This is a genomic window from Flavitalea antarctica (assembly GCF_054461535.1).
In genome coordinates, this window is the sequence record NZ_JBTLQG010000014.1 from 103,568 (window position 1) to 127,551 (window position 23,984).

Sequence of the window (23,984 nt, forward strand, 5' to 3'; positions counted from 1 at the left end):
AACCAAATATGTTTACAAAACTATTAGCAGACTGGGGCCCGACATCGAACAAGTTCGAACGCCTTTGGTTGCTTGCGAAGATCGAATTTAAAATGCGTTACTACGAGAACAGGCTTGGCCTTCTCTGGGCGCTTTTAAAACCTGTGCTTGATATCTGCATATACTACATAGCTTTTAAAGTGATATTGAATCAGAATATCCCGGCATTTGCATCTTATCTCTTTACCGGTTTGATCTGCTGGAATTTTTTCCTGGAATCCACGACGGGAACGGTGCAGATACTTCAGACAAAAAAGTACCTGTATGAGTACAGCAATATGAACAAGATGGAGATTTATATCTCCACGCTGATGAGTAATTCCATTGGTTTCTTTTTCAACTTTGTAATGTTTGTTATTTTTTACAACCTGGTAGAAAAGGACTCCGGCGGATTATCCTGGAATAACTTATGGATCATTGTACTCTTTATCAACCTGTTTGTGTTATCACTTGCATTTTCACTGATCCTGTCAACCATTTATACGGTTGCTAAAGATATAACCCAGATCTGGCAGGTATTTACAGCGTTTTTATTTTTCCTTTCCCCGATATTTTATAAGCTGAGCACTTTCAAAGAAGCTTTGCCATTTTTCGATTACCTCAACCCGATTGCCGGCATCATCATTAATGTCCGTCGTGTAATGATGGAAGGAAAGGGTCCTGATCCTACTTTGCTGGGTTTTGATCTTGTGTATAGTTTCGCCTTTTTGATTCTTGGCGTTTTCTTATTAAACAAACTGGGAGCTAAAGCAGCTGAAAAGTTATGACCGAACAACATTCATTAGCCATCAGGGCAAGAAACATAAGTAAAACATTTACTATCGCCGAGGATAGCCATAATACAGTAAAACACCGGTTATTCAACCTCTTTAATCCTCCGCGTGCGAAGAAAGTAGAAGCGATCAAACCAATGGATTTTGATGTGCAGAAGGGAGAATGCATTGGACTTATCGGTAGAAACGGCAGCGGTAAATCGTCACTTATCCGCTTGCTTGCCGGCGTTTATCCTGTCGATACCGGCACTATCGACATCTATGGTTCAACCTTATTAATGAACCTGGGCATTGGGATGAGCCACCAGCTCACCGCCAGGGAGAATGTATATATATCAGGATCGATCCTCGGTCTAAAGATCAAAGAGATCGATGAGATCTTCGATAAGATCATTGACTTCGCTGAACTGCGCGATTTCGTTGATACCAAGATAAAATACTTTTCTTCCGGTATGGTTGCCCGTCTTGGGTTTTCCATTGCCGTAAACGGCGGAGCAGATATCATGTTCCTAGACGAGATCTTTGCAGTGGGAGATATGAAGTTCCAGCAAAAGGCAGTGGCTGTTTTTGAATCAAGCTGGATCAACGGTAAAACAGTTATACTGGTGAGCCATACCCTTGATGTTGTTCAGAAATACTGTCCGAAAACGGCGTATATGAAACAGGGCCGGTTGGTATTTTTTGGTGAAACAAAGCAGGCGATTGAGCATTATATGAATGATAACATATAATCTGATTATCAGTGATGCGATACTATGATGTAATAACACGCAACGCAATGATGAAATTTGAATACAAGGGTATGATGAAATTTGAAGACAAGGGTATAATCAAATTTGAATACACGGGTATAATGAAATTTGAATAGACGGGTATAATCAAATTTGAATAGACGGGTATAATCAAATTTGAATAGACGGGTATAATCAAATTTGAATAGACGGATATAATCAAATTTGAAGACACGGGTATAATGACGTTTGATACACGTGTATGATGAAATGTAGTTACACGCGATGCGATTAAGTAATGTAGTCAAACGTGATTCGGTGACGTCATATAGTTATAAGAAATGGGATATATGCTGTAATTACATTTGACCGGATAAGGTGGATTACGAGATCGTAAAACGAAGGCCTGCCCGCTTTACAGATCGATGTTGTGCTTGCGTTGGAACTTCAGATATTTAGAATCATTGTTTTTATAGCTGATAATAAAGGCAATAAAGAAACCGAAAATTACACATCCCATGCTTCTGTCTGGATAGGTTTCGGTTATGAATGAGAGCATAAAATTTATGATTACGAGGGTACCGATGATATCGCCTGCCCTGGCACCCGAGATCAGGGGCAGTATAATAAATCCCACCAAAAAAACAGATAATCCTATCGCTCCCATGCTTGACAATATATCGAGATAGGTACTGTGCATGTTTTTGTTGGTTCTGATCCCAAACCTGAATTCCTTCTCTTCGAATACATCGAGCAAAGCCTGGTCCTTGTCGCCCAGTGAAACGCCCAGAGCCGGGTATTTTTTTACGATCTCTGATCCGCAATTCCAGATGGCCAGCCTGATGTTAAGACCGTTCCATTGCTCCGGGGTGAGGCGCATGTTATAATGGCTTTCGGCAGCATCGCTTTTAAAATCGTAGCCTGGATATAACAGTTCATTAAACCGATTCAGGGTTTTTGGAAACACCTGTACAAACGCAACTGCGCAAAGCGAGATAGCACCGATCAGGATAAATCCCGCTTTCCGGTTTTTCGTTTTTATAAGAAAATAATGCAGTCCGTAAACTACAACCGTAGTATATAAAAACAAAATCTCCATTCGGCTTGCAAGCATAAAATGGAAAATGACAAGGAACGCAATGAAAAATATTACAATGATCCTGTAGCGCCTTGCGATGTAATTGTTTAGCAGGAGGTAAGCGTAACTAAAGATCGCGATGTTTACCATCAGTGCGAAATACACAGATTGCTTGCCGATCGCATCTGTAAGGCTATCATTATATATAAAACCTGAATCGCCGGTCCGATAATATATCACCATGGCAGAAACCATGCTAAACAATGCGGCCAGTGTTGTTATCAAAGCATATATAAAATAGATCCTTAGTTTCACCGAATGCCTTATGTAGATGAGGCCCAGTGAGATGGGGAAAAGCAACAAAGGTATTCTTACCTGCAGGTATAACCAGGCCTTGTTCCTGTCTTCTGATAAGTACAGGCTCAGGATCTGTAAAATATAAAACAGCACAATGAATAGGATAGCTGGTCTTTGCTTCAGCAGCCGCAATTTTTCAGCACCACTATTATAGAACCCACAAAACATTGCCAGTGACACGATCGCCAGGTTATTTACTATGGGAGGTGCAGGCAGATAAAATGTAAAAAAGAAAATACCGGTCAGCATCACGAGAGCCGTTTCTTTCCCACGGCCTATAGTTCCCGCACCTGGATAAAATAATTCGGTGGTCATAGTCTTTGCAACCATACCATTACAATAACCATGCAACCCCGCAAAGGTTCTTACCCTGCAACATGAATGCTATTGCTATTAACAGAATGTTATGTTTCCATGAATTCCCAGGCACTCAGGTGGCTCTCAATTCCTGCTGCATAGTCTATAAGACCCCCGTAAAAGGCCGACTGACCGAGCGTACTGCTGTCCCCGACAATAACCAATTTTTTCCGGGCCCGGGTCATAGCCACATTCATTCTCCGGACGTCACTAAGGAAACCGATGATATTTTCCGTATTGCTCCTGGTCATACTGATATACACAATATCTCTTTCCTGCCCCTGGAAACTATCAATGGTATTCACAGAGATATTGTCAAGGTGTTCCACCAGGACTGGTATGCCGAGTGCCTGCTCTTTCAATATTTCGATCTGCTGCTTGTACGGGGATATCACGGCAATGGTAGGGAATGAAGCAAGGGGATATATTTCATGCAGTTTTGTAACAAAGTTTGCCAGGTGCCTGAGCATAAAAGTGGCCTCTTCGGGGTTCGTAACACTGGTCCCGGAAGACTTTTCATCGAAGCCGCATCCCGCTGTATCTATGAACTGAAAAGGTTGATCCCCGGGAAATAACAGATGGCCCGCCACCGGGTCGGCTGCTTTTAGTTTATCCTCGTAAAAAACCCTTGACGAATAAGACATTATCATTTCATGCATCCGGTACTGAACCTCCAGCAGGCTAACTGCTTTCGGATGCAGCGCTGCGTTTTTTTCGAGCAGGGTATGACGCAGGCCACGTTTGGCAGCTTCATCCGATTTGATCGTGGGAGATAACTGGTAGTGATCGCCTGCAAGGACAACTTTTTTTGCTTTGAGTATTGGTATCCAACAAGCTGGTTCCAGCGCCTGGCCCGCTTCGTCGATAACCACCGTGTTATATTTAAGATGCCTTACAGTATAGTGATTTGTACCAACCAGCGTAGCCGTAATGATCTGGGCGCGGGATATCAGGTCCTCCACAATGTATTGTTCAGTTCTTTCAACTGTTTTCATGATGTTACGGGCCTCATCAAAAAGAGCCTTTCGCTGATCCCGCTCTGCTTTGCCGAAGTTCCGTTTATACTTGTGGGCCATGTTACGAAACTCGCTCGCCTGCTTTTTTAACTTCTTCATCTCCTTCATGCTGCTGTGCGCCTGCATCTTGCTATCCAGTGTTAAGGAAGTAAGCCGTTCCGAGACCCGGCTGGGATTACCGACCCGCAACACGTTCAATCCCTGTTCGGACAATTTTTCACTGAGCAGATCAACTGCAGTATTACTTGGCGCAGTTACAAGTATTTGTTCCGGGTTTAGCCGGTACATCGATTTTATCGCTTGCACAAGCGTTGTGGTTTTGCCGGTTCCCGGCGGACCATGAACAATTGCAATTTCGTTTGCATCAACTATCTTTTTTACAGCCTGCTGTTGAGAGGTATTCAATGAAGCGAGATCATGCCCGGGATTCACATCAGAAAATTCCGGTTCTTTTTCTCCGATAAGAATCCTGATAAGGGAAGCATCCTGGTTTTTTTCAACACGTGAAGCACACTCGCGTATCGCCTGTTGCATTTCTTCATAGCTGTTATTGTCGAATAACAGGTCTATACCGAGCTTCCCATCCCGCGTCCAATCCGGCAACTCATCGGTCCTTAATGAAATCTTTAGCCGGTTGCCCCCCTGGAAAGTAATCACACCCTCAACCTTGTATTCAGCCGGGTTATGATTGGAAAATAATACTGCTGCGGAACCAAATCGCAATTGGTGAGGTAGCTCATGATGTGTAGTACGCTCTACTTCAACCGTAATATAATCGCCGCGACCTATTTCGGTATCCCTGATCGCCACGGGGAACCAGGCGACACCGTTTGCCCGTTTTTCAGCTATCGATAAGGTTTGAGATTGCCTGCTGAATTGTTGCTGGTCTTCATTCCGTTCAATCTTTAATAACTCCTCCAGCTTTTTGAAATAATCCATCGTACAAAAATAACGTTCCCCCCGATGCATGCCAACTCTTAACCACCACAGGTGTAACCTTACAAAAACATTTCTACTTGCCTGAAATTTAATTATATTGAAGCCGTTAAGGCCCATTTATGGAATCAGTAAATATCAAGAAACTTGCTCAACTTCTCAATCTCTCTATTTCAACCGTGTCCAAAGCCTTGCGGGATAGCCATGATATTGGCAAGGAGACAAAGGAAAAGGTTCTACATCTGGCCAATGAACTGAACTATCAGCCTAATCCCCATGCAAGCAGTTTAAGAAAGCACAAAAGCAAAACCATCGCGGTGATAGTTCCCGAGATAGCCAACAACTACTTTGCCCTGGCCATCAATGGGATCGAGTTTGTGGCCCGTGAAAAGGGATATCACGTTCTGATCTATCTGACCCATGATGATTTTGCAAATGAGATAGCGTTTACCCGCCATCTTAATAGTGGGAGAGTGGACGGGGTACTGATTTCGGTGGCACATAATGACAAAGATTTTCTCCATCTCCATGACCTCAAGAAAAAAGGACTTCCGATCATTTTTTTTGACAGGGTATGCGAAGACTTCGATACTGTAAAGGTTACCACAGACGACTTTGAAAGCGGCCAACTCGCCACCAGGCACCTTGTTGAACAGGGCTGTAAAAGGATAGCCCACCTTGGAATTTCAAAGAATCTGTCGATCGGCAGCAAGAGATTACGTGGTTATCTTAAGGCGCTGAACGATCTTAATATACCGGTCGACGAGTCTCTCATCATTGAATGTACAAATGAGCATGGCATTGATTTCAACCTGATAAAATCACTTCTTAACGAGCACCAGCCGGATGGAATTTTTGCTTCAGTTGAAAAGTATGCTATGACAGCATATGCTGTTTGCCGGGAACTGAAATTGAATATCCCTAATGATGTAAAAATCATTGGCTTTTCGAATCTTGAGACGGTTGACTTCCTGAACCCTTCGCTATCCACTATTACACAACCCGCATATGAGATGGGACGTGAAGCTGCCACCATGCTGTTCAAGGCGCTGGATAAAAAGATGTTCCAGCTAAAAGATGAAAACATCGTTCTTCAGTCCACACTAATTCAAAGGGAAAGCACGAGATGAGTTATGAGTTATGAGTGATGAGTTATGAGTTGACAACACTAACACCCATAACTCATCACTCATAACTCATAACTCATCACTCCCTATAACGCCCATTTCTTATAGCGTTGGAGCGCTTCGATGAAATAGTAATCAGCATAGGTCAGGGGCACGTCAATTTCTGATTTGCCGGGCAGATGTCCAACACTATGCTCAAGGATGAACCCTCCGTTCGTACCGGCTTTGGCACGGTATGCGGGGGTTGATAATACCTGTAAGATATCACCTGCAGTTGAAACATAGTCCTTGCTTTCCCTGCCATTGGTGTACAGCGATAATTCAAGCAATGCCGAAGCCAGCACAGAGGCAGAGGATACATCGCGTTTTGCATTTGGAATATCAGGTGCATTAAAATCCCAGTATGGAACCTTATCTGCCGGAAGATTCGGGTGCTTCAACACGAACTTTGCAATATTTCTTGCCAGGGAAAGATATGCGGGATCTTTTGTGAAACGATACATTACAATGTACCCGTACAGTCCCCAGACCTGGCCCCTTGCCCAGGCAGATTCGTCTGAATAGCCCTGGTGGGTCAGCTTCTTGTATACCTCTCCTTTCTGAAGATCGTAATCAATAACATGCCAGGAACTGAAATCAGGACGAAACTGATTTTTCATCGTTGTATTGGCATGATTCACGGCTATCTCATGGAATTTTTTATCGCCACCATTCTGGGTGACCCACTCGAGTAACTCGAGATTCATCATGTTATCAATGATCACCGGGCATTTAAATTTTTCACTGGTGTTCCAGCTTTGGATGGCCTTGATGGAGGGGCGGTACCTCGTGGAAAGTGAAGATGCGGCAGTAAAAATTACATCTTTATATGCCGGTTCCTTAGTTATAGCATAAGCAGTTCCGAAGCTGCAGTACATCATAAACCCAAGGTCATGGTTGCCTGTATAATTTTTTGTGGGTTCCAGCAGGGCAAGTCTTTTTAACGCCTCTGTTCTTATTGCGAGGTCTTTCGTTTCATCATAGATCATCCATAGGGTGCCAGGGTAGAAGCCGCTGCACCACCACTTTGTGTTGCTGGTAATCAACTGCTGTTTTTCTGCATTATATGATCTTGGCATAACAGTGTCCGGCGTATTTTTCATCAGCAACTTATATTGCTGGGCCGCAAACTGCATATTTTCATCTATAAGTTTCTTCATCACCTTTTTCGACGGCTGCGCTGATACTGCAACAGCAATGAACAACGCGAATGCACTTACGATTAGTTTTTTCATCATTTATAGTATTTCAGTTGTTTTCAATTCTCATTATTTCCTCGCCCCCATTACAGTTTGTCGTCAAAAACGAATCTGTATTTGTCTCTCAAAGTGCATCTTTCAATATTATCACTCATAACTCATCACTCAAAACTCATCACCCAATAATGCTTTCATCACATCAATTACGTTGACATTCTCCGGATCAGCTCAACCGGTGTTATAATCGGGCTTGGGTCTATGGCAATTCCGCCCGTTCCATTTTTCAAAATTTTGAGTAGTTCCTGCACGATTATTTTCCCTATCTGGGTCGGGAACTGTTCAATGGTGGTAATGGAGGGTGATACTATAGCGGAACGCGGATCATTTGAATATCCCACGATCTTAAGTTCTTTCGGTACCTGGATCCCGATCTCCTTGGCAAAACCTAAAGCAGCCAGCGCGGTCACATCGTTAGCGGCAAAGATGGCTTCAGGATATGGCTTTTTTGCAAACAACATGTGCATTGCTTTGCGGGCATTATCTGCATTCAGCTCCTGGTAAAAGACCATGTCTTTATCGACCTGTAAGTCATGCTGCGCCATGGCTTTTTTGAAACCTGAATAACGGTCCACATATATACTGCAGATCAATGGACCAGATATATAAGCGATACGTTTGCATCCAAGCTCAATCAGATGAGAAGTGCCGAGATAGGCTCCCCTGAAGTCGTCGCCCTTTATGATACAACCAGGGTATGGTTTAACCGGCACCCGGTCGTAAAAAATTACCGGGATATCATTTTTCATCAGGATATCGAAGTGGCTGAAATCTGATGTATATAATGTGCAGGCAACGATTACGGCGTCAACACGGCTTGCATATAAAGTTTCTGCAAGATCCTTTTCCATTTCAACTGAATCATTAGACTGGCAGATAATAAGGTTGTAACCATGACCGTGCAGCCCATTCTGGATGGTGGTAATAATCTCAGCATGAACGAACATGGAGATCCTTGGCACGATGAGGCCAACGGTATGCGTCTTATTGGTCCTCAGACCCGATGCCATGACATTGCGACGATACCCGATCTGTTCTACCATAGCCATCACCTTTGTGCGCGTAGCCTCGTGTACGTGGGGGTGTTTATTCAGAACACGCGATATAGTTGCGGGTGATAAATGCAGTGCTTCGGCTATATCCTGTATACCATTTTTCTTCTCGATCTTTTTTTTCATGTGGTGCTTTATTGTCCCGGTGATTTCTGCGATTGTTGCTGAAATCGATTTCAATTAAGTCATTTTTGTTATATGGTTCGGATTACGGAAACATAACAACGAGGTGGGACAAGGCCGCAGGCAGCTTGTGCAGGCATAAGCAATTCGTTTTTAGGTTTTAAATACAGCAGGGTCAAACTTGGTAAAAAAAGCTGGAAACGTTTTCAGAAATTCTTGATTTATTTACTGAAACGTTTTCGTAGAAATTTCGTTGTCAAATAATCCGGCTTCTGTTTATTGTGATTGTTAATTGCTAATTTCCTTTTTTATGTGGTGCTAATCACTGCTTTGCCTTGGTTAAGGCTCTTTTTTAATTCAGATTGCGATCCTGCATCAGGAAGAAACATTTGCTATATGAAACTACGCTGCACTTTACCCGTGTTAGTCCTCGCAATGATTTGTTGTGTAGGTAAAGCTACCGGTCAAACCGATTTTATAGGCCAAAATTTCAAATTACCCCAACATCCGCGGATTCTGCTGGCTAAAGATGAGGAGAATGTAATCAAAAGAACTATCGAAAGTGACCAGATCTGGCAAAATATGCAATCTGGCATTGTCAATGAATGCAGGCGACTGGTAAATGAGCCACCGGTTGAGCGTATACAAATAGGCAGGCGTTTGCTTGACAAATCCCGTGAGGCGCTCCGGAGAATTTTCATGCTTTCTTATGGTTACCGGATGACGAAAGATCCGGCCTTCCTAAAAAGGGCCGAGCAGGAACTGCTTGCCATTTCAAAATTCAGCGACTGGAACCCTTCGCATTTCCTGGATGTAGCGGAGATGACTATGGCTGCGGCTATAGGATACGATTGGTTGTATGCAGACCTGCCTGAAGCAACAAAAACCATAATAAAGGCAGCAATTATCAAGAAAGGAATCGAACCTTCGCTTGATCCCAAAAACAATTCATTCCTGAGGGCTGAACACAACTGGAACCAGGTGTGCAATGCCGGCATGACTTATGGAGCCATGGCCATTTATGAGGATAATCCGGAACTCGCCCGTAAAATAATCAACCGCGCCCTGGAGACTATTGTGATATCAATGGCCGATTATGGACCTGATGGTGCATACCCTGAGGGTTATGGCTATTGGGGATACGGAACAAGCTTTAATGTAATGTTCGTAAGTGCTATTGAAAAATTGTTTGGAAAGGATTTTGGCCTCTCAGCCAGGCCCGGGTTTCTTCGCACGGCAGGTTTTCTGCAGAATATGACAGGCCCTTCAGGCAAACCGTTTAATTATTCTGATGCAGGGAACGAGGGTGGTTTCCAACCCGCCATGTTTTGGTTCGCATCCAAAGTAAAGGATCCATCGCTGTTATGGGTCGAACGCAGTCACCTCCTGACGGGCTCAGCGACAAGATTTGTAAACAATCGCCTGCTTCCGGCGGCCCTGATCTGGAGTAATGGCATCTCAATAAACAATATCAAACCACCAAAGGAAACAATGTGGGTGGGTAAGGGAAAAAATCCCGTTGCCCTGATGCGTACTTCCTGGACGGATACCAATGCCATCTATGTAGGCTTTAAGGGCGGATCTGTAGGTGTTAATCATGCACATATGGATATCGGCTCATTCGTGATGGATGCAAACGGAGTGAGATGGGCGATGGATTTCGGTATGCAGAATTATGAGTCACTCGAATCAAAGGGCATCAAGTTATTCGGCAGAACACAGGACGCTCAGCGCTGGACCGTGTTTCGGTACACGAACCTCGTTCACAATACGCTTGCTATCGACAGCCAGCATCAGCTGGTGGAAGGATATGCACCGATTGTGAGCGCAGGAACATCCCCCGCAAATATGAATGCGGTTACCGATATGTCCGAAGTTTATAAGGGTATGGTGGCCAAATCAGTCAGGGGTATCGCGATCGTTGACAAATCATATGTGGTTGTAAGGGATGAAATTAAAACCGGTGATAAATCTGCAAAGGTGCGGTGGACGATGCTTACACCCGCCGAAGTAAAGATAATCTCCGACAATTCACTTGAACTCACAAAGGATGGTAAAAAGCTGATACTAGAGGTCAGGTCACCCGTCAAAGTAACAATGAAAACCTGGTCAACAGATCCGCCGAACAGTTATGATGCCCCAAATCCCGGCACTATCCTCGTTGGCTTTGAAGTGATGCTTCCGGCTAACAGCGAAAATGCCCTGGAAGTGACCCTGGTACCGCAAGGTTCGAAGGCGGTTGCAACAAAAAAATTACCTGCTCTTAAGTCGTGGAAGTAACATGCAGAGATAAGATGATAAAAAGCATATTGATAAGGACTTTCTTTGCATTTTTCGCAATCGTTCTCTTTACGCGGGCTTACGCACAACTGCCAACCGTAAATGGTTATAGAGGCATTTGGTTTACACTCGGTCAGTTTTCTCAATATGGAGATAAGTATTCCGGGGGACTGGGAACCTATACATCCAGCCATATTCCCATTGCGGTTTATTCACCGCAAGCGAACAAGACTTTTTTTGTTTATGGTGGTACCACCAAAGCAGATGCAAAGCATTTGTTGATTATGTTGTCATATTTTGATCATTCAAAAAAACAGGTACCTAAACCCGTGATCGTTTATGACAAGATGGGTGTGGATGATCCCCATGATAACGCTTCCATTTCCATTGACGAGAAAGGATTCATATGGATTTTTGTCAGTGGCCGCAACACAAGCAGGCCTGGATTATTATTCAAAAGCCGTAAGCCGTATGAGATTGATGCTTTCGAAAAGATCCGGGAAGCGGATATGACTTATCCCCAGCCATGGTGGGTGGAGGGTAAAGGCTTTTTTTATCTTTTTACTAAATATACCAACGGAAGAGAACTCTATTGGTCAACCAGCGCCGATGGTTTATCTTGGTCCGCGGATAGTAAGCTGGCTGGAATGGGCGGACACTACCAGGTTTCTAATAAATGGCACGACAAGATCGTCACTGTCTTTAATTATCATCCCGGGGGAAATGTTGACAAAAGAACCAATATTTATTTGCTGCAAACCAGCGACCTGGGCAAGTCCTGGACAACCATCTCCGGTACGGGGGTCCAGACCCCGCTGACCAGCAAAATGAATGAGGCCCTTGTAAAGGATTATGAAAAAGAAGGGAAGCTTGTTTACCTGAACGACATAAATTTTGATGATGCGGGTAATCCTGTTATCCTGGCTGTGATAAGCAATAGTCATCAACCGGGACCAGCCGGAAATCTCCGGCAATGGGTTGTACTGCAATGGAAGAACAATAAATGGGAATCAAGCACGGTTTGCAGGTCGTCACATAACTACGATATGGGATCCCTGTATATACTTGGCAATACCTGGCAGGTAGTAGGGCCAACAGAACCAGGGCCACAGATCAATGGAACGGGAGGGGAAATGGCTGTCTGGCAAAGCCGAGACAGGGGATACACCTGGCAGAAAAAACGTGTACTAACGTCAAACAGCACACGAAATCATTCCTATGCCAGGCGGCCATCTGTTATGCATCCTGGGTTCCAGGCGATCTGGGCAGATGGAAATGCTGATACCCTGTCTGTCTCAAAGTTATTTTTTACTGACTCAAATGGTGCTGTATACGAACTGCCTTATGATATGAAGGAGGAGTTTCAAAGGCCGGCATTGGTGACCGGAAGAATCAACTAAACTGATGGTTATGAGAAAACAACTGTTACTGATTGCTGTAATGTTTACAGCTTGCGTGTTGTCCTTATCAGCACAAAGCAAAAACCTGCTCAGCGGCAAATACAATGTTGCCGCCTTAAAGAAAGTACTGATCCCGGTATCCAGCTGGAAGCCGTTTCCGAAAGCTGATGACAGGGAAGCCTGGTCAAAGGCTGATCAGAAAATGTTACAGGGGTTTCTCAGGCAGGCAGATTCACTTAAAGATTATCAATGGCCGTATATCCCCGCTACAAAATCATTGCTGATAGAACGCACCGGTGACAGGAATGAATACCAATCGGTAAGTTTTGAAAAAAGAAATGTGCTTGGTACGTTGCTAATGGCGGAGATTTATGAAAACAAGGGAAGGTTCACCGATGCTATCATCAATGGCGTATGGTCGATTTGTGAAGAGTCCTGGTGGGGTGTTCCGGCGCATCTTCCCCGTGGAAAAGAATATTCGGGACTCGTGGATGTAACAGCTCCATTTGTTGACCTGTTCGCGGCAGAAACAGGTACATTCCTTGCCTGGGTGGATTATTATATGGGTGAAAAACTGGACGCGGTATCACCGCAGATCCGCAAACGGATCTATGTTGAAACCAATAGGCGGCTGTTCGAGCCACTGATGAATAAGCCGCATGGATGGATGACTAAAAATGCCAATGGGAGACCACCAAATAACTGGAATCCATGGATCTGTTCCAACTGGCTGAATACTGCCTTGCTGGTAGAGAAAAATGAAGATAAGCGGGTGGCAATGGTAGAAAAGATCCTGAAGGTGCTGGACGAATTTGTAAACCCTTATCCCATGGATGGTGGCTGCGACGAAGGCCCGGGATATTGGGGAGCAGCGGCGGCTTCATTGTATGATAATATTTCTTTGCTTAATCTTGCGAGTAATAATGCATTCAAATACATCTATGACGACGAGAAGATAAAAAACATGGGTCGTTTCATTTATCGTGCCCAGATAGGTGAAGACTATTTTCTGAATTTTGCAGACGCAGATCCGCAGCCGACAATGGCGGCAAGTATGATTTATCGTTTCGGTAAAGATATTGGTGACCATGATATGATGGCCTTCGGTGCTTTTTACCGAAAAGATGAGGACAATAAATTAGGCCGGTTTCACTACTTCAGAAATTTTTATTCTTTGTTTCTGCAGGATGAATTTCAAAAAGCAGAGCAGCGTTTACCGTTACCGGGAGAAGTCTGGTTGCCGGATATCCAGGTAATGCTTGCCAGGGACCGGCAAGGCAGCGTAGACGGGTTTTTTGTAGCGGCGAAGGGAGGGCACAACGATGAAAGTCATAATCATAATGATATAGGTAATTATGTTGTTTATTATAATGGCTTGCCGTTGTTGATTGATGTTGGCAGAGGTACCTATACCCGCAAGACCTTCAGCGATAAACGTTACGAGATCTGGTACAATTGCTCAGACTATCACAATGTGCCAACCATCAATGGCTTTACGCAACCACCGGGATCCAGGTTCAGGGCGGGAAATGTGAAATACAAAAACAACAAGGATGCAGCTGTAATAAGTATGGACATCGCGGCATCTTATCCTGCTGAGGCCGGTGTCAGATCATGGCAGCGTGCCGTAACACTTAACAGGCAAAGAAATGTTACGGTAATTGATGACCTGGTACTTGATAAGGCTGAAAAGATTACGCAACACCTGATGACCTGTTATCCCGCAGAGGTCACAAAAGCCGGTGAAGTCATAATTCATTTCAAGGACAGAGATGGTAAGGCAAAAGACTTCAAGGTTGCATTTGATCAAAGTAAAATGCGTGCCCAGGTCGAAAAGATTCCGCTGACTGCCATGGAAGATAAGGGGATCATCGAGAAATGGGGAGATAACATCTACCGCATCAACTTCGATGTCATAAAACCCAAAGCAAAGGATAATATGAAATTTATTATTGCAGCAAATTGATCTGTTCTTCTGATCAAACGTAGCCGATCCGTGTAAGTTTCTTTAGATCTTACAGGAACCGATCCGTATAATTCTTTTGATCATATAGGAACCGATCCGTATAACTTTTTTGATCATACAGGAACCGATCCATATAACTTACTAATATCAGTTTATTATTCCCACCATTATTATGCGTACAGATCTCAAATTTATCATTGCCTGCATTCTTTTCTTCGGTTTATCAACCGCCGGGCTGAATGCAGACCCCGGCAAAAAACATATTGAGTCAAACACACAAACCAGCAGTGTCACTGACGATGATCTCGAAACGATAAGACTACGCATTATCACCGACCTCCAGGAACCATCAGTAAGCAGGGAGGAAGTTGAAACGCTGGTTAAGACGATCCGGAGCGACGGCACGTGGCCGGGGATAAACTATGTTGATACATCACGCACAGGCTTTGAGCATAGAATTCATCTTGAGAATATGGTTACCCTTGCCCGTGCCATCAGCAAAAAAACTTCACCATTTCTCAATGACGCGTCGGTCAAAAAGGTTTTAAGTACAGCGCTGGACTACTGGCTCAAATACGATTTCCGTTGCCAGAACTGGTGGTGGAACGAAATGGGAACACCCCAGTTTATGATCAATATCCTGATGCTGATGGATACTCATCTTACCGAAAATCAGAAGAGCGCGGGATTGAAGATTGCAAACCGTGCGAACCTTGAAGCCTTTGGTGCAAGGCCGGGTGGGGACCTCTTACCGATTGCCGGGATGTTGGGAAAGCAGGCTTTATTTACCCGCGATGAAGCTGTACTGGAGCGGGTCATAAAGGTGATGGCTTCCGAAATTAAAATTACCACCGACCGCGGGATCAAACCGGATTTGAGTTTTCATCACCGCACAGACAACGTTATTTCAACCCTCACCTATGGTACCAGCTTTGCAAATTCATTTGCTTACTGGGCAGTAAAAATATCCGGCACGCGTTTTAAGTTACCGGAGGAAGCAACCAGGTTGTTGATAGATTATTTTCTCGATGGCATCTGTAAATCCATGGTCTACGGGATCTATTCTGACCCCGGTGCCGAGAACCGGGATATGTCAAGGATGGGTGCTTTGAAAAGAGCCGGTACTGAATTGCCTGAAAACCTGCGGAAAATTTCAGAATACCGTTCTGCTGAACTTGATCAGATCATCCGGCTTCGCAAAGGACTGGTTCGTCCTTCAACGAAAAGCGACCGGTTTTTCTGGCATTCATCATACCTCGTACATCAACGACCAACATATTTTGCATCTGTTCGTATGCATTCTTCCCGTGCAAATAACATGGAACAACCACATAATGAGGAAGGCCTTAAAATGCATCATTTCGGTGATGGATCAAACTTCATATCAAGGAGGGGCGATGAATATCTTGATATCTATCCCGTTTGGGACTGGCAAAAAATTCCGGGTGCCACGATTCTGCAGAAGGCTGATGTAGCGCATTGGAAAGAACTTGCGAAAAAGGGACTATCCGAATTTTCGGGTGGTGTCAGTAATGGCATCTATGGTGCTGCCGCGATAGATCTTATCAGTGTGCATGACCCCCTCAAAGCCAAAAAAGCCTGGTTTATGTTTGACAGGGAGTACGTATGCCTGGGAACAGGAATTTCGACCGATACTGATTCGTCTGTGTACACAACCCTGAACCAGACTTTACTGAAAAAAGAAGTGATGGTAAGTGATGCAAACGGCAGATCAACCCTCAGGAGAGGTGATCATAAGCTGCAAAAAGTAAAATGGGTGTTGCACGATAGCGTCGGATACCTCTTCCCCGCCGCTGTGGATCTGCAACTGCTTAATCACGAAGTAACCGGGAACTGGCGGCAGATCAATCACCAGTCGTGGGCGACCACCGACCCCGTGAAAAAAGAAGTGTTCTCGGCCTGGCTGGATCATGGCAGGAAAACAACAAACGCTTCCTATGCTTACATAGTCGTTCCAAATGCGTCTTCGGGTGACCTTGACAGTTATATTAAAAATCCAGGCATTGAAGTCTTGTCAAACACCACCAGCATGCAGGCTGTAACCAACCGGAAATCCGGGATAACCCAGGCGGTTTTTTATGAGCCAGGTACCTTGCAGTTTGCCGGCTTTAGCCTGTCTGCAAAACAGCCTTGCATCATCATGGTTGACAAGGACGCAATAACCGTTTCAGAACCGACCCAAAAGCTCGGAAGCCTTATCCTCACCATCAATAAAAAAGTAAATGGTACCGGTGAACAATTCAAGGCAGACTGGGATGAATCGAAGAAAATGACTACAGTGGAAGTTATGTCGCCCAAAGCCGGAATGGCGGGAAGCAGTACTATTATACCGTTTCAAAAACTAAATTCAAAATAGATATCACCTGCTTCGGGGGCTAAAACTAACGTAATAGCATAACCGTAGTTTTTTTCATCATTGCTTTGCCACGGTAATCCTCGGCCTGGGCCACGGCAACATAAGTGCCGCTCTCCATCCTTTTACCATTAAACATGCCATTCCACCCCTGCGAGTAATCCGTCGTGCGATAGACCAGTTGTCCGTTCCGGGTATAAATTGCCAGGTATCCGAATTTGAGGATGCCGACCGGGAATACTTTTAACGCATCGTTTTTACCATCGTTGTCTGGTGTAAAGGCATTTGGAATATAAAGCTCGGGTCCGGCATATCGTTTTATAAATATTTCGCTATATGCCTCACAGCCCTGGTCCGAAATTGCCCGCAGCCTGTAAAGCTGGTCCTTATCATAAGTAGCAACCGGGTTCTCTGCTGATGTATTATCCAGGCCATCCGCCGGGCTCCAGGCATACTTAACCCCGGTACCGCCGCGTGCAAATAACTTTACAGGTTCATTTTTCGCAACGATTGTATCCCTTCCGGCGTTGGCATGGTTCTCAAAGATCCTGAACCGGCGGAACACTGTATCCTTGCAGCCTTCATTGGTCTGGCCAATCAAGGTAATCGGGAATGAGACTTCGCTTGCGTATGTCCTGGTGTGTTTGTCCCCGGAAGGGAATTGCCCGTTGCCAAAGTTCCAGAGCCATTTCGTAACATTTTGCAATTGTGCACTTGCCTGGTAGTTAACGAGTCTTCTTACACAGGAATCATTTATGGTTAATGCAATAAGTGGTTTGGGATGCACAAAGAGAGTGGTATCTGCTATTGCACTTTTGCAACCCATATTACTCTCTGCAATCAGCTTCACCTCGTGGAGGCCGCTGTTGATATGCATAACCGGGTTAGCATTGTTGATGGAAGGCCCCTGGTCAAGTTGCCAGTACCATCCCGAAACCCGGTCAGGAGAAGCAGAGGGCATGGTCGATAAATCCTGGAAGCGGACAGGCTCGTTATTGCATAACGGTGATAAATACCTGAAACCGGCTCTTGGTTTATAACGGACGGGAAGTATGCGCAGAATGGTGTCTGATTCGCACCCTGCAGCACTTCTCACAGCTAATCTTACGCTGAGGTAACCTGCGCCCTTTGTACCAAATGCGGCAGGGGTCTGACCTGTGTACGTTGTTTTATCAATCTCCCACCACCAGTGGGTCATAGAGGATCCGCCTCCAGGAACAGCTGAATTGTCAAGTAGCTGAACGGAAGCCTCGTTTTCACAGATAACCGGCGGCGCGCGAAAAGCAGCAACAGGTTTGGCCCCCACGGACACAAAGCCAACAGATTCGTTCGAACAGGTTCGGTCGTTCATGACCGTTAGCCTCACGCTGTAGTTACCAAAATCAGCAAACCGGTGACTGGCAACACTACCTGAAACAGAATCCCTGGTACCATCACCGAAGTCCCATAAAAAATTACTGTTGCTAAGGTTATCCGAAGTACTGCTAAAACTAAAACTATTATTACTCAGGCATTGAAAAGCATCGTTTGAGGCAAATGAGACCTTTGGTGATCGTTGTATACGAACCATCATAGGGGTTCGTTCGCTTTCGCACCCAAACAGTTCCTTCTGTGAAACCCAGAAGGTTGTATCATATGGAGCAGCAGTGTAAATAACCGGACTATTGAACCTGCCGGTACCACCGGTTTCCTGGGTGTACCAAACCAGGTCGTTGCCCGGATCGGCTGTTGTTTTGAAATCGTCCGCTCGCTGATTTTGACAGAAGACGAGCAGCGAGTCTGCCGCTGGCGTGGGTGGTACAGGTCTCGGTACCACAAATGCGCTGGCGGTATCCCTGCAGCCATAACCGGGGTAGGGAACTATATCCACATGAAACGAACCGGTTGTTGCGGGTGGCGGACTTAATGTGAGCGACTGCTCGTGCCCTATGATCTGTGAGTAATCTTCATTGTACCAGGTATACGTTTTAAAGCCGTAAGGAGCATTCAGAATGATGGAATTCGATTCGATGCAGTAAGGCGCGGTAGCCAGGATATTGGAGCAACCGGAGCCTACATCGATATATGCATATCCAAAATGGCCTCCCAGTGTACAATCCGCCGTTTTGAACTCTAACCTCACTTTGCGGTTTGCAAGACCGGCGAACTGGATGGAGACCGGTGACCATTCCTTATAAAGGACATCTGTCTGGTAGGTTGATTGTTTAAAACCCGGAATTCCACCCGTAGCTATATAATCATAGGAGGCGCAGTTTATGAGTTCACCGCTTTCCACATCATAGGCCGTAACAAAAAATCTTGGCTGGGAAACTTCCACATGGTTAGGATCCTGGAAAACAACCGCATAATAATATGTGAAGCTGAATGTATCGACCAGGTCAGGTACGGTAAACGTATATGACAAACCTTCGGCTTCGAAGTTGGTCAGATCGTTGCCGAGTTTTACGGATGAGCTGCCACCATAAGGGCAAAGTATGGGAAAGTTTCCATATTTGTCTTTAATGCCTGTTGATGAGCTGGTAATCATTTCATGCCGGCCGGGCAGCGGCGATGATGCATTCAGGGTAATGACATTTTTATTGCTGTCGACGGAGGTCGATCCTATAAAACAATCCCAGCCGTCAAATGTGCCATGCTCAAAATCAATGTTGGCAGGGCAGCCCTGTCCGAATGCCGCACAGAAGGGTAACAGGCAGACTAACAGAAGCTGCAAACGTTTAGTGATCATAGAGCCGGGTCGTACGGTCAGTAATTGAAAGCCACAAAATATAAGATTTCCGATAGTAATGCCAGTGATCGGGATTAAAATTTTGATCGCCGGGGTTTTGCAGCATTTTATTGTAATAAAATGTCTCATTGAGCGGATATCCCGGCAACGTTTGCAGAGTACTGAGGGTAAACGCTTAGGTCGTTTACTGATTGGTTCTCAATCAATATCTTATAAAAAAGCTGCGGTTCAAAAATTTACGAAAACGTTTCAGTAAATAAATGTTCCGTTTATGAAAACGTTTCCAGCTTTTTTTAGCAAGTTTGAGTTTGCTAGATTAAAATAAAATCAAAACTGATTGCTTATGCCACAGACTCGCCACCGGCGGATAAAGATTCCTTTATTCGTGTTCACCCTGTTAATTTCCTCACTACTTTCCCCGCTCGTTTCTAAGGCTCAGTTGAAATCGATTTCAGGATCTGTAAAAGATTCAATTGGTGCTCCTATCCCCGATGTATCTGTCACAGTATTGGGCTCAACGACAGGAACAACTACCGGGGCGGATGGGCGTTTTACATTAAATGCTGCTATCGGCAGTACTATTGTATTCTCATCGCTCAATTATGAAACAACGACCGATAAGGTCGATGAGCGGAGTGAGTATAATGTGAGTATGCGCTCGACAATGACATCTATGACAGATGTTATTGTAGTCGGTTATGGTAAGCAAAAGAAAGTGAATCTTGTCGGGGCAGTATCAACGGTAAATGTTGATGAGAAATTAACAGGTCGGGCATTGCCAAATATTTCTGCGGGGTTAACAGGGTTGGTACCTGGTCTGCAGGCTGTTCAGAATTCTGGTATGGCGGGTCGCAACAATGCGTCTCTTCTGATCCGGGGTCTCGGTACTGTTAACAACAGTAGCCCGTTGATCGTTGTAGATGGAATGCCTGACGTGGATATTAACCGTATTAACATCAATGATATTGAGACGGTTTCAGTTTTGAAGGATGCAACTTCAGCTTCTGTATATGGTTCCCGCGCCGCAAACGGTGTAATTCTCATAACCACCCGGTCGGGTAAGGGTCAGAAGAAAACAGCCATCAATTTCAACTCTAACATGGCTATTCAGAAGCCAACCAGAGGATACCAGTTTGTAAACGACTACGCACGTGCGTTAACTTTACATCAACGCCGTGCAGCTATAGGAACACTTCCCCAGAATCAGCAATTTAAAAATGGTACGATAGATCAGTGGATGGCCTTAAGCATGATAGATCCATTGAGATATCCGGATACTGACTGGTGGGATATTATCATGCAGGATGGTACTTTCCAAAACTATAATCTTTCCGCTTCAGGTGGCAACGATAAATCAAATTTCTTTATCTCCGCAGGTGTAAAAGATGAGGTTGGAATGCAGATCAACAATACGTATAAGCAATACAATGCACGTTTTAATTTTGATTATAAGGTGCGCAGTAATATGAACGCCGGCGTTAAATTCAATGGCAACTGGTCAAAATTCAAATTTGCTCTGGAAGAAGGATTTACTGATCCCAACCCTGCAAATACTGCCGGATTCGATATGCAGTATGCTATTGCTGGTATAACTCCATACGATCCTGTTACAGGCTATTATGGAGGTGTAATGGCTTACGGCGAAGATCCACAGGCTTACAATCCTTATACAGTTTATGTAAATCAGCTAACAAACCGCGACAGGCAGGAAGTAAACTCCAGTATGTATTTTGACTGGACTCCATTTAAAGGATTAACCGGTACAGTGGAATATGCATTAAATTATTACAACCAGTTTAGCTATAATGCAAGTACTCCTAATACGGCCTTCAACTTTCAAACAAACAGTTTTGGCAGCCGGATTTATGTTGGTCAGAATGCTGGTATCAGCAACAACACCAATACCGGCTATAAAACAATGCTGAATGGCCGGTTGAATTATCACACCACCATTGGCAGCAATCACGATATCAGTGCTTTGTTTGTTTACAGCGAGGAATACTGGTACGACAGGTTCCAGGGCAGCTCGAGAAATGATCGTCTGCATCCTTCACTCCGGGAAATAGATGCAGCATTGACTGATATCCAGGGAACGGGTGGTAATTCCAGCACAGAAGGACTTCAGTCTTATATCGGGCGTGTTAATTATAACGCCTATGGTAAATACCTGCTCGAGGGTAATTTCAGGGTAGACGGATCCTCAAAGTTTCTTCCTGGCAGCCAGTTTGGATTTTTTCCATCTGTTGCAGTTGGTTGGAGATTCACCGAAGAAAATTTCCTGAAAGGGTTCACCGATCGGTTTCTGACAAATGGTAAACTCCGTGTTTCATATGGTGAGCTTGGAAACAACAGCGGCGTTGGAAGATACGAACAACAGAATACCCTTACTTCCAATCCCTACATATATGGCATAGCGGTACAGCGGGGTTTTGTTAACACCAAACTCGTGAATCCCGATCTTACATGGGAAACAACAGCTGTTTTAAATATCGGCCTCGAACTTGGTTTCCTGGCTAACAGGCTTACTGCAGAGATAGATGTTTATGATCGTAAGACAACCGGGATGAACCGTCCTTCAGAATTTTCTATCCTGCTTACCGGCGCATATAATCCTCCTCCAAGACGCAATATCGGAGATCTGCGTAACCGTGGTATTGAAGGTACATTTTCGTGGAAGGATCATGTTCGTGACTTCAGTTATGGTATAACTTTAAATGCCTCATACAACCAGACAGAACTGGAAAGCTGGAATGAGTTCCTGAATCGTGGAAGTACATTTATCGGGATGCCATATGGATTTATTTATACTTACGAAACCAATGGTATTGCACAAACCTGGCAGGATGTATACAAAAATACACCACAGGGTATTCAGCCGGGTGATGTAATAAGGCAGGATCTGAATGGTGATGGAAGAATCGATGGTAATGATCAGAAGGCATTGCCTAACAGCCAGCGCGACAGACCAACAACTTTTGGTGCGCTTAATGGCTATGCATCATGGAAAGGTATCGATGTCAGCTTTCTTTTAAATGCCGCTACCGGCAGAAAAGATTATTGGTTTAATATTTATAACAATACAAATTTCGGATCCCAACGCTATGCTTCTACCTGGGATCATTTTACACAACCATGGTCAGTCGAAAACAGGGGTGGTGAATGGCCTCGCCTGGGCGGGTCAGGAAATAACAGAATTGAGAATACTACTTTCTGGCTGGATGATATGAGTTATGTAAGATTAAAAAATCTCCAGGTCGGCTATACATTCTCGTTACCATTAATGAGAAGAGCGGGGATAAATACTTTCCGTATCGCGGGATCAGCGGAGAACCTGTGGACAGCTAGTTCTTTCCGTGGTCTTGATCCGGAATCAGGTGGTGATAACAATTTGGCCTATCCGGTTGCCAAAGCTTATTCTTTAGTACTTCAACTTGGTTTTTAAAAGCTGCTGATATGAAAAAACAATTCATTACTAACAAGATATTTATTCTCGCTTTAGCATCCATAGGTATGCTCCAGGTATCCTGCCGTAAGAACCTGCTCGAGCAAACGCCTACAGTGGATCTTGCCGCTGAACAATTCTGGAAAACTGAAGCTGATGCGCTATATGGACTGAACGGTCTTTATAATTCAATACGTTATTGTTTCGACCGCGATTATTATATGGATGGGCATGCTGAGTTCACAAGAGTAAGAGGCGGAAGTACCCAGACGAATCTCAGACAGGGTGATGCATATAATGGTGCCAGTTATGAACCAAGTGGTTACTCCGGTAACTGGGATAAAATGTATCGTTATTTATATGGTGCGGTTAACCGTGCTAACTATGTAATAGAGAACGTATCACGCATGCAGACTGAAGGCGTGGTGTTGAATCCTGCAAACCTGGATGTGATCATCGGGGAAGCAAGGATGCTGCGTGGATTATCCTATTTCAAACTGATCTCAATGTGGGGTGATGTTCCCTACTTCACAAATGTTGTACAAGAGAATGCTGAGGTAGCAAGCCTGGCGCGCCTTCCAATCGGCCAGGTCAGGGATTCTATCCTGGCAGATTATACCTACGCAATTGAAAAACTTCCGGCAAAGGCATCTGCCCAGGGAAGAGCTACAAAGGCATCTGCCTTGTCTCTCCGTGGAAAACTTAACCTTTATTGGGGATCATGGAAAAAGAATGGCTGGCCTGAACTCGAGGGGTTTACCCGGGACCAGGGTGCTGCAACAACAGCATTCACAGCCGCAGCTGCTGATTTTCGCTCGGTAATAAATGACTTCGGTCTTACCTTATATATGAACGGCGATCCGGGGCAAATTGACGCTCTTGGAAAAGCTGACGTTTTACCAAACTACTA

General features: G+C 44.6%; 14 protein-coding genes. 9 read left to right on the forward strand and 5 right to left on the reverse strand.

Features of this window, described 5'->3' with window-relative positions; genetic code table 11:
• Window positions 1–8 precede the first annotated feature (8 nt).
• Window positions 9–806, forward strand: coding sequence for an ABC transporter permease (locus ACX0G7_RS14655; RefSeq protein WP_458924242.1), 798 nt, complete (start codon window positions 9–11; stop codon window positions 804–806).
• Window positions 803–1,543 (forward strand): ABC transporter ATP-binding protein, encoded by a 741-nt coding sequence (locus tag ACX0G7_RS14660; RefSeq protein ID WP_458924243.1) that lies wholly within the window; start codon window positions 803–805, stop codon window positions 1,541–1,543. The genes ACX0G7_RS14655 and ACX0G7_RS14660 overlap by 4 nt, the downstream gene beginning before the upstream one ends.
• A gap of 415 nt (window positions 1,544–1,958) precedes the next feature.
• Here the strand turns inward: ACX0G7_RS14660 and ACX0G7_RS14665 are convergent, their stop codons facing one another.
• A complete protein-coding gene (locus tag ACX0G7_RS14665) occupies window positions 1,959–3,308 on the reverse strand; it encodes an O-antigen ligase family protein (protein ID WP_458924244.1) in 1,350 nt (449 codons plus the stop codon).
• 74 nt (window positions 3,309–3,382) lie between these two features.
• Entirely contained in the window at window positions 3,383–5,290 is a 1,908-nt protein-coding gene (locus tag ACX0G7_RS14670; protein ID WP_458924245.1) for an AAA domain-containing protein, read from the reverse strand.
• A gap of 119 nt (window positions 5,291–5,409) precedes the next feature.
• Here ACX0G7_RS14670 and ACX0G7_RS14675 point away from each other — a divergent pair, with 119 nt between their 5' ends.
• Window positions 5,410–6,417 carry a LacI family DNA-binding transcriptional regulator gene (locus ACX0G7_RS14675; RefSeq protein ID WP_458924246.1) on the forward strand — a complete coding sequence of 336 codons (1,008 nt, stop codon included), beginning with the start codon at window positions 5,410–5,412 and terminating at the stop codon, window positions 6,415–6,417.
• Window positions 6,418–6,500: 83 nt separating this feature from the next.
• Here ACX0G7_RS14675 and ACX0G7_RS14680 read toward each other — a convergent pair whose 3' ends face one another.
• Window positions 6,501–7,688, reverse strand: coding sequence for a glucuronyl hydrolase (locus ACX0G7_RS14680; RefSeq protein ID WP_458924247.1), 1,188 nt, complete (start codon window positions 7,686–7,688; stop codon window positions 6,501–6,503).
• Between the two features lie 167 nt (window positions 7,689–7,855).
• On the reverse strand, window positions 7,856–8,887 hold the full coding sequence (locus ACX0G7_RS14685) for a LacI family DNA-binding transcriptional regulator (RefSeq protein ID WP_458924248.1): 1,032 nt from the start codon (window positions 8,885–8,887) through the stop codon (window positions 7,856–7,858).
• Between the two features lie 393 nt (window positions 8,888–9,280).
• Between ACX0G7_RS14685 and ACX0G7_RS14690 the strand changes: the two genes are divergently transcribed.
• The 4 genes from ACX0G7_RS14690 (at window position 9,281) to ACX0G7_RS14705 (ending at window position 16,907) form a co-directional block, all read left to right on the forward strand.
• Window positions 9,281–11,164, forward strand: coding sequence for a heparinase II/III domain-containing protein (locus tag ACX0G7_RS14690; RefSeq protein WP_458924249.1), 1,884 nt, complete (start codon window positions 9,281–9,283; stop codon window positions 11,162–11,164).
• A gap of 14 nt (window positions 11,165–11,178) precedes the next feature.
• Window positions 11,179–12,564 carry a BNR-4 repeat-containing protein gene (locus ACX0G7_RS14695; RefSeq protein ID WP_458924250.1) on the forward strand — a complete coding sequence of 462 codons (1,386 nt, stop codon included), beginning with the start codon at window positions 11,179–11,181 and terminating at the stop codon, window positions 12,562–12,564.
• Window positions 12,565–12,574: 10 nt separating this feature from the next.
• Entirely contained in the window at window positions 12,575–14,530 is a 1,956-nt protein-coding gene (locus ACX0G7_RS14700) for a heparinase II/III domain-containing protein (RefSeq protein ID WP_458924251.1), read from the forward strand.
• 172 nt (window positions 14,531–14,702) lie between these two features.
• Window positions 14,703–16,907, forward strand: coding sequence for a polysaccharide lyase family 8 super-sandwich domain-containing protein (locus ACX0G7_RS14705; RefSeq protein WP_458924252.1), 2,205 nt, complete (start codon window positions 14,703–14,705; stop codon window positions 16,905–16,907).
• A gap of 25 nt (window positions 16,908–16,932) precedes the next feature.
• On the opposite strand, the gene ACX0G7_RS14710 is transcribed toward ACX0G7_RS14705, so the two are convergent.
• Window positions 16,933–19,632, reverse strand: coding sequence for a PKD domain-containing protein (locus tag ACX0G7_RS14710; RefSeq protein ID WP_458924253.1), 2,700 nt, complete (start codon window positions 19,630–19,632; stop codon window positions 16,933–16,935).
• A gap of 343 nt (window positions 19,633–19,975) precedes the next feature.
• On the opposite strand from ACX0G7_RS14710, the gene ACX0G7_RS14715 reads away from it, so the two are divergent.
• Together ACX0G7_RS14715 and ACX0G7_RS14720 are read left to right on the forward strand one after the other, a co-directional pair.
• A complete protein-coding gene (locus ACX0G7_RS14715; protein WP_458924254.1) occupies window positions 19,976–23,074 on the forward strand; it encodes a SusC/RagA family TonB-linked outer membrane protein in 3,099 nt (1,032 codons plus the stop codon).
• An 11-nt stretch (window positions 23,075–23,085) separates the two neighbouring features.
• The coding region (locus ACX0G7_RS14720) for a RagB/SusD family nutrient uptake outer membrane protein (RefSeq protein ID WP_458924255.1) at window positions 23,086–23,984 on the forward strand (899 nt) is incomplete at its 3' end.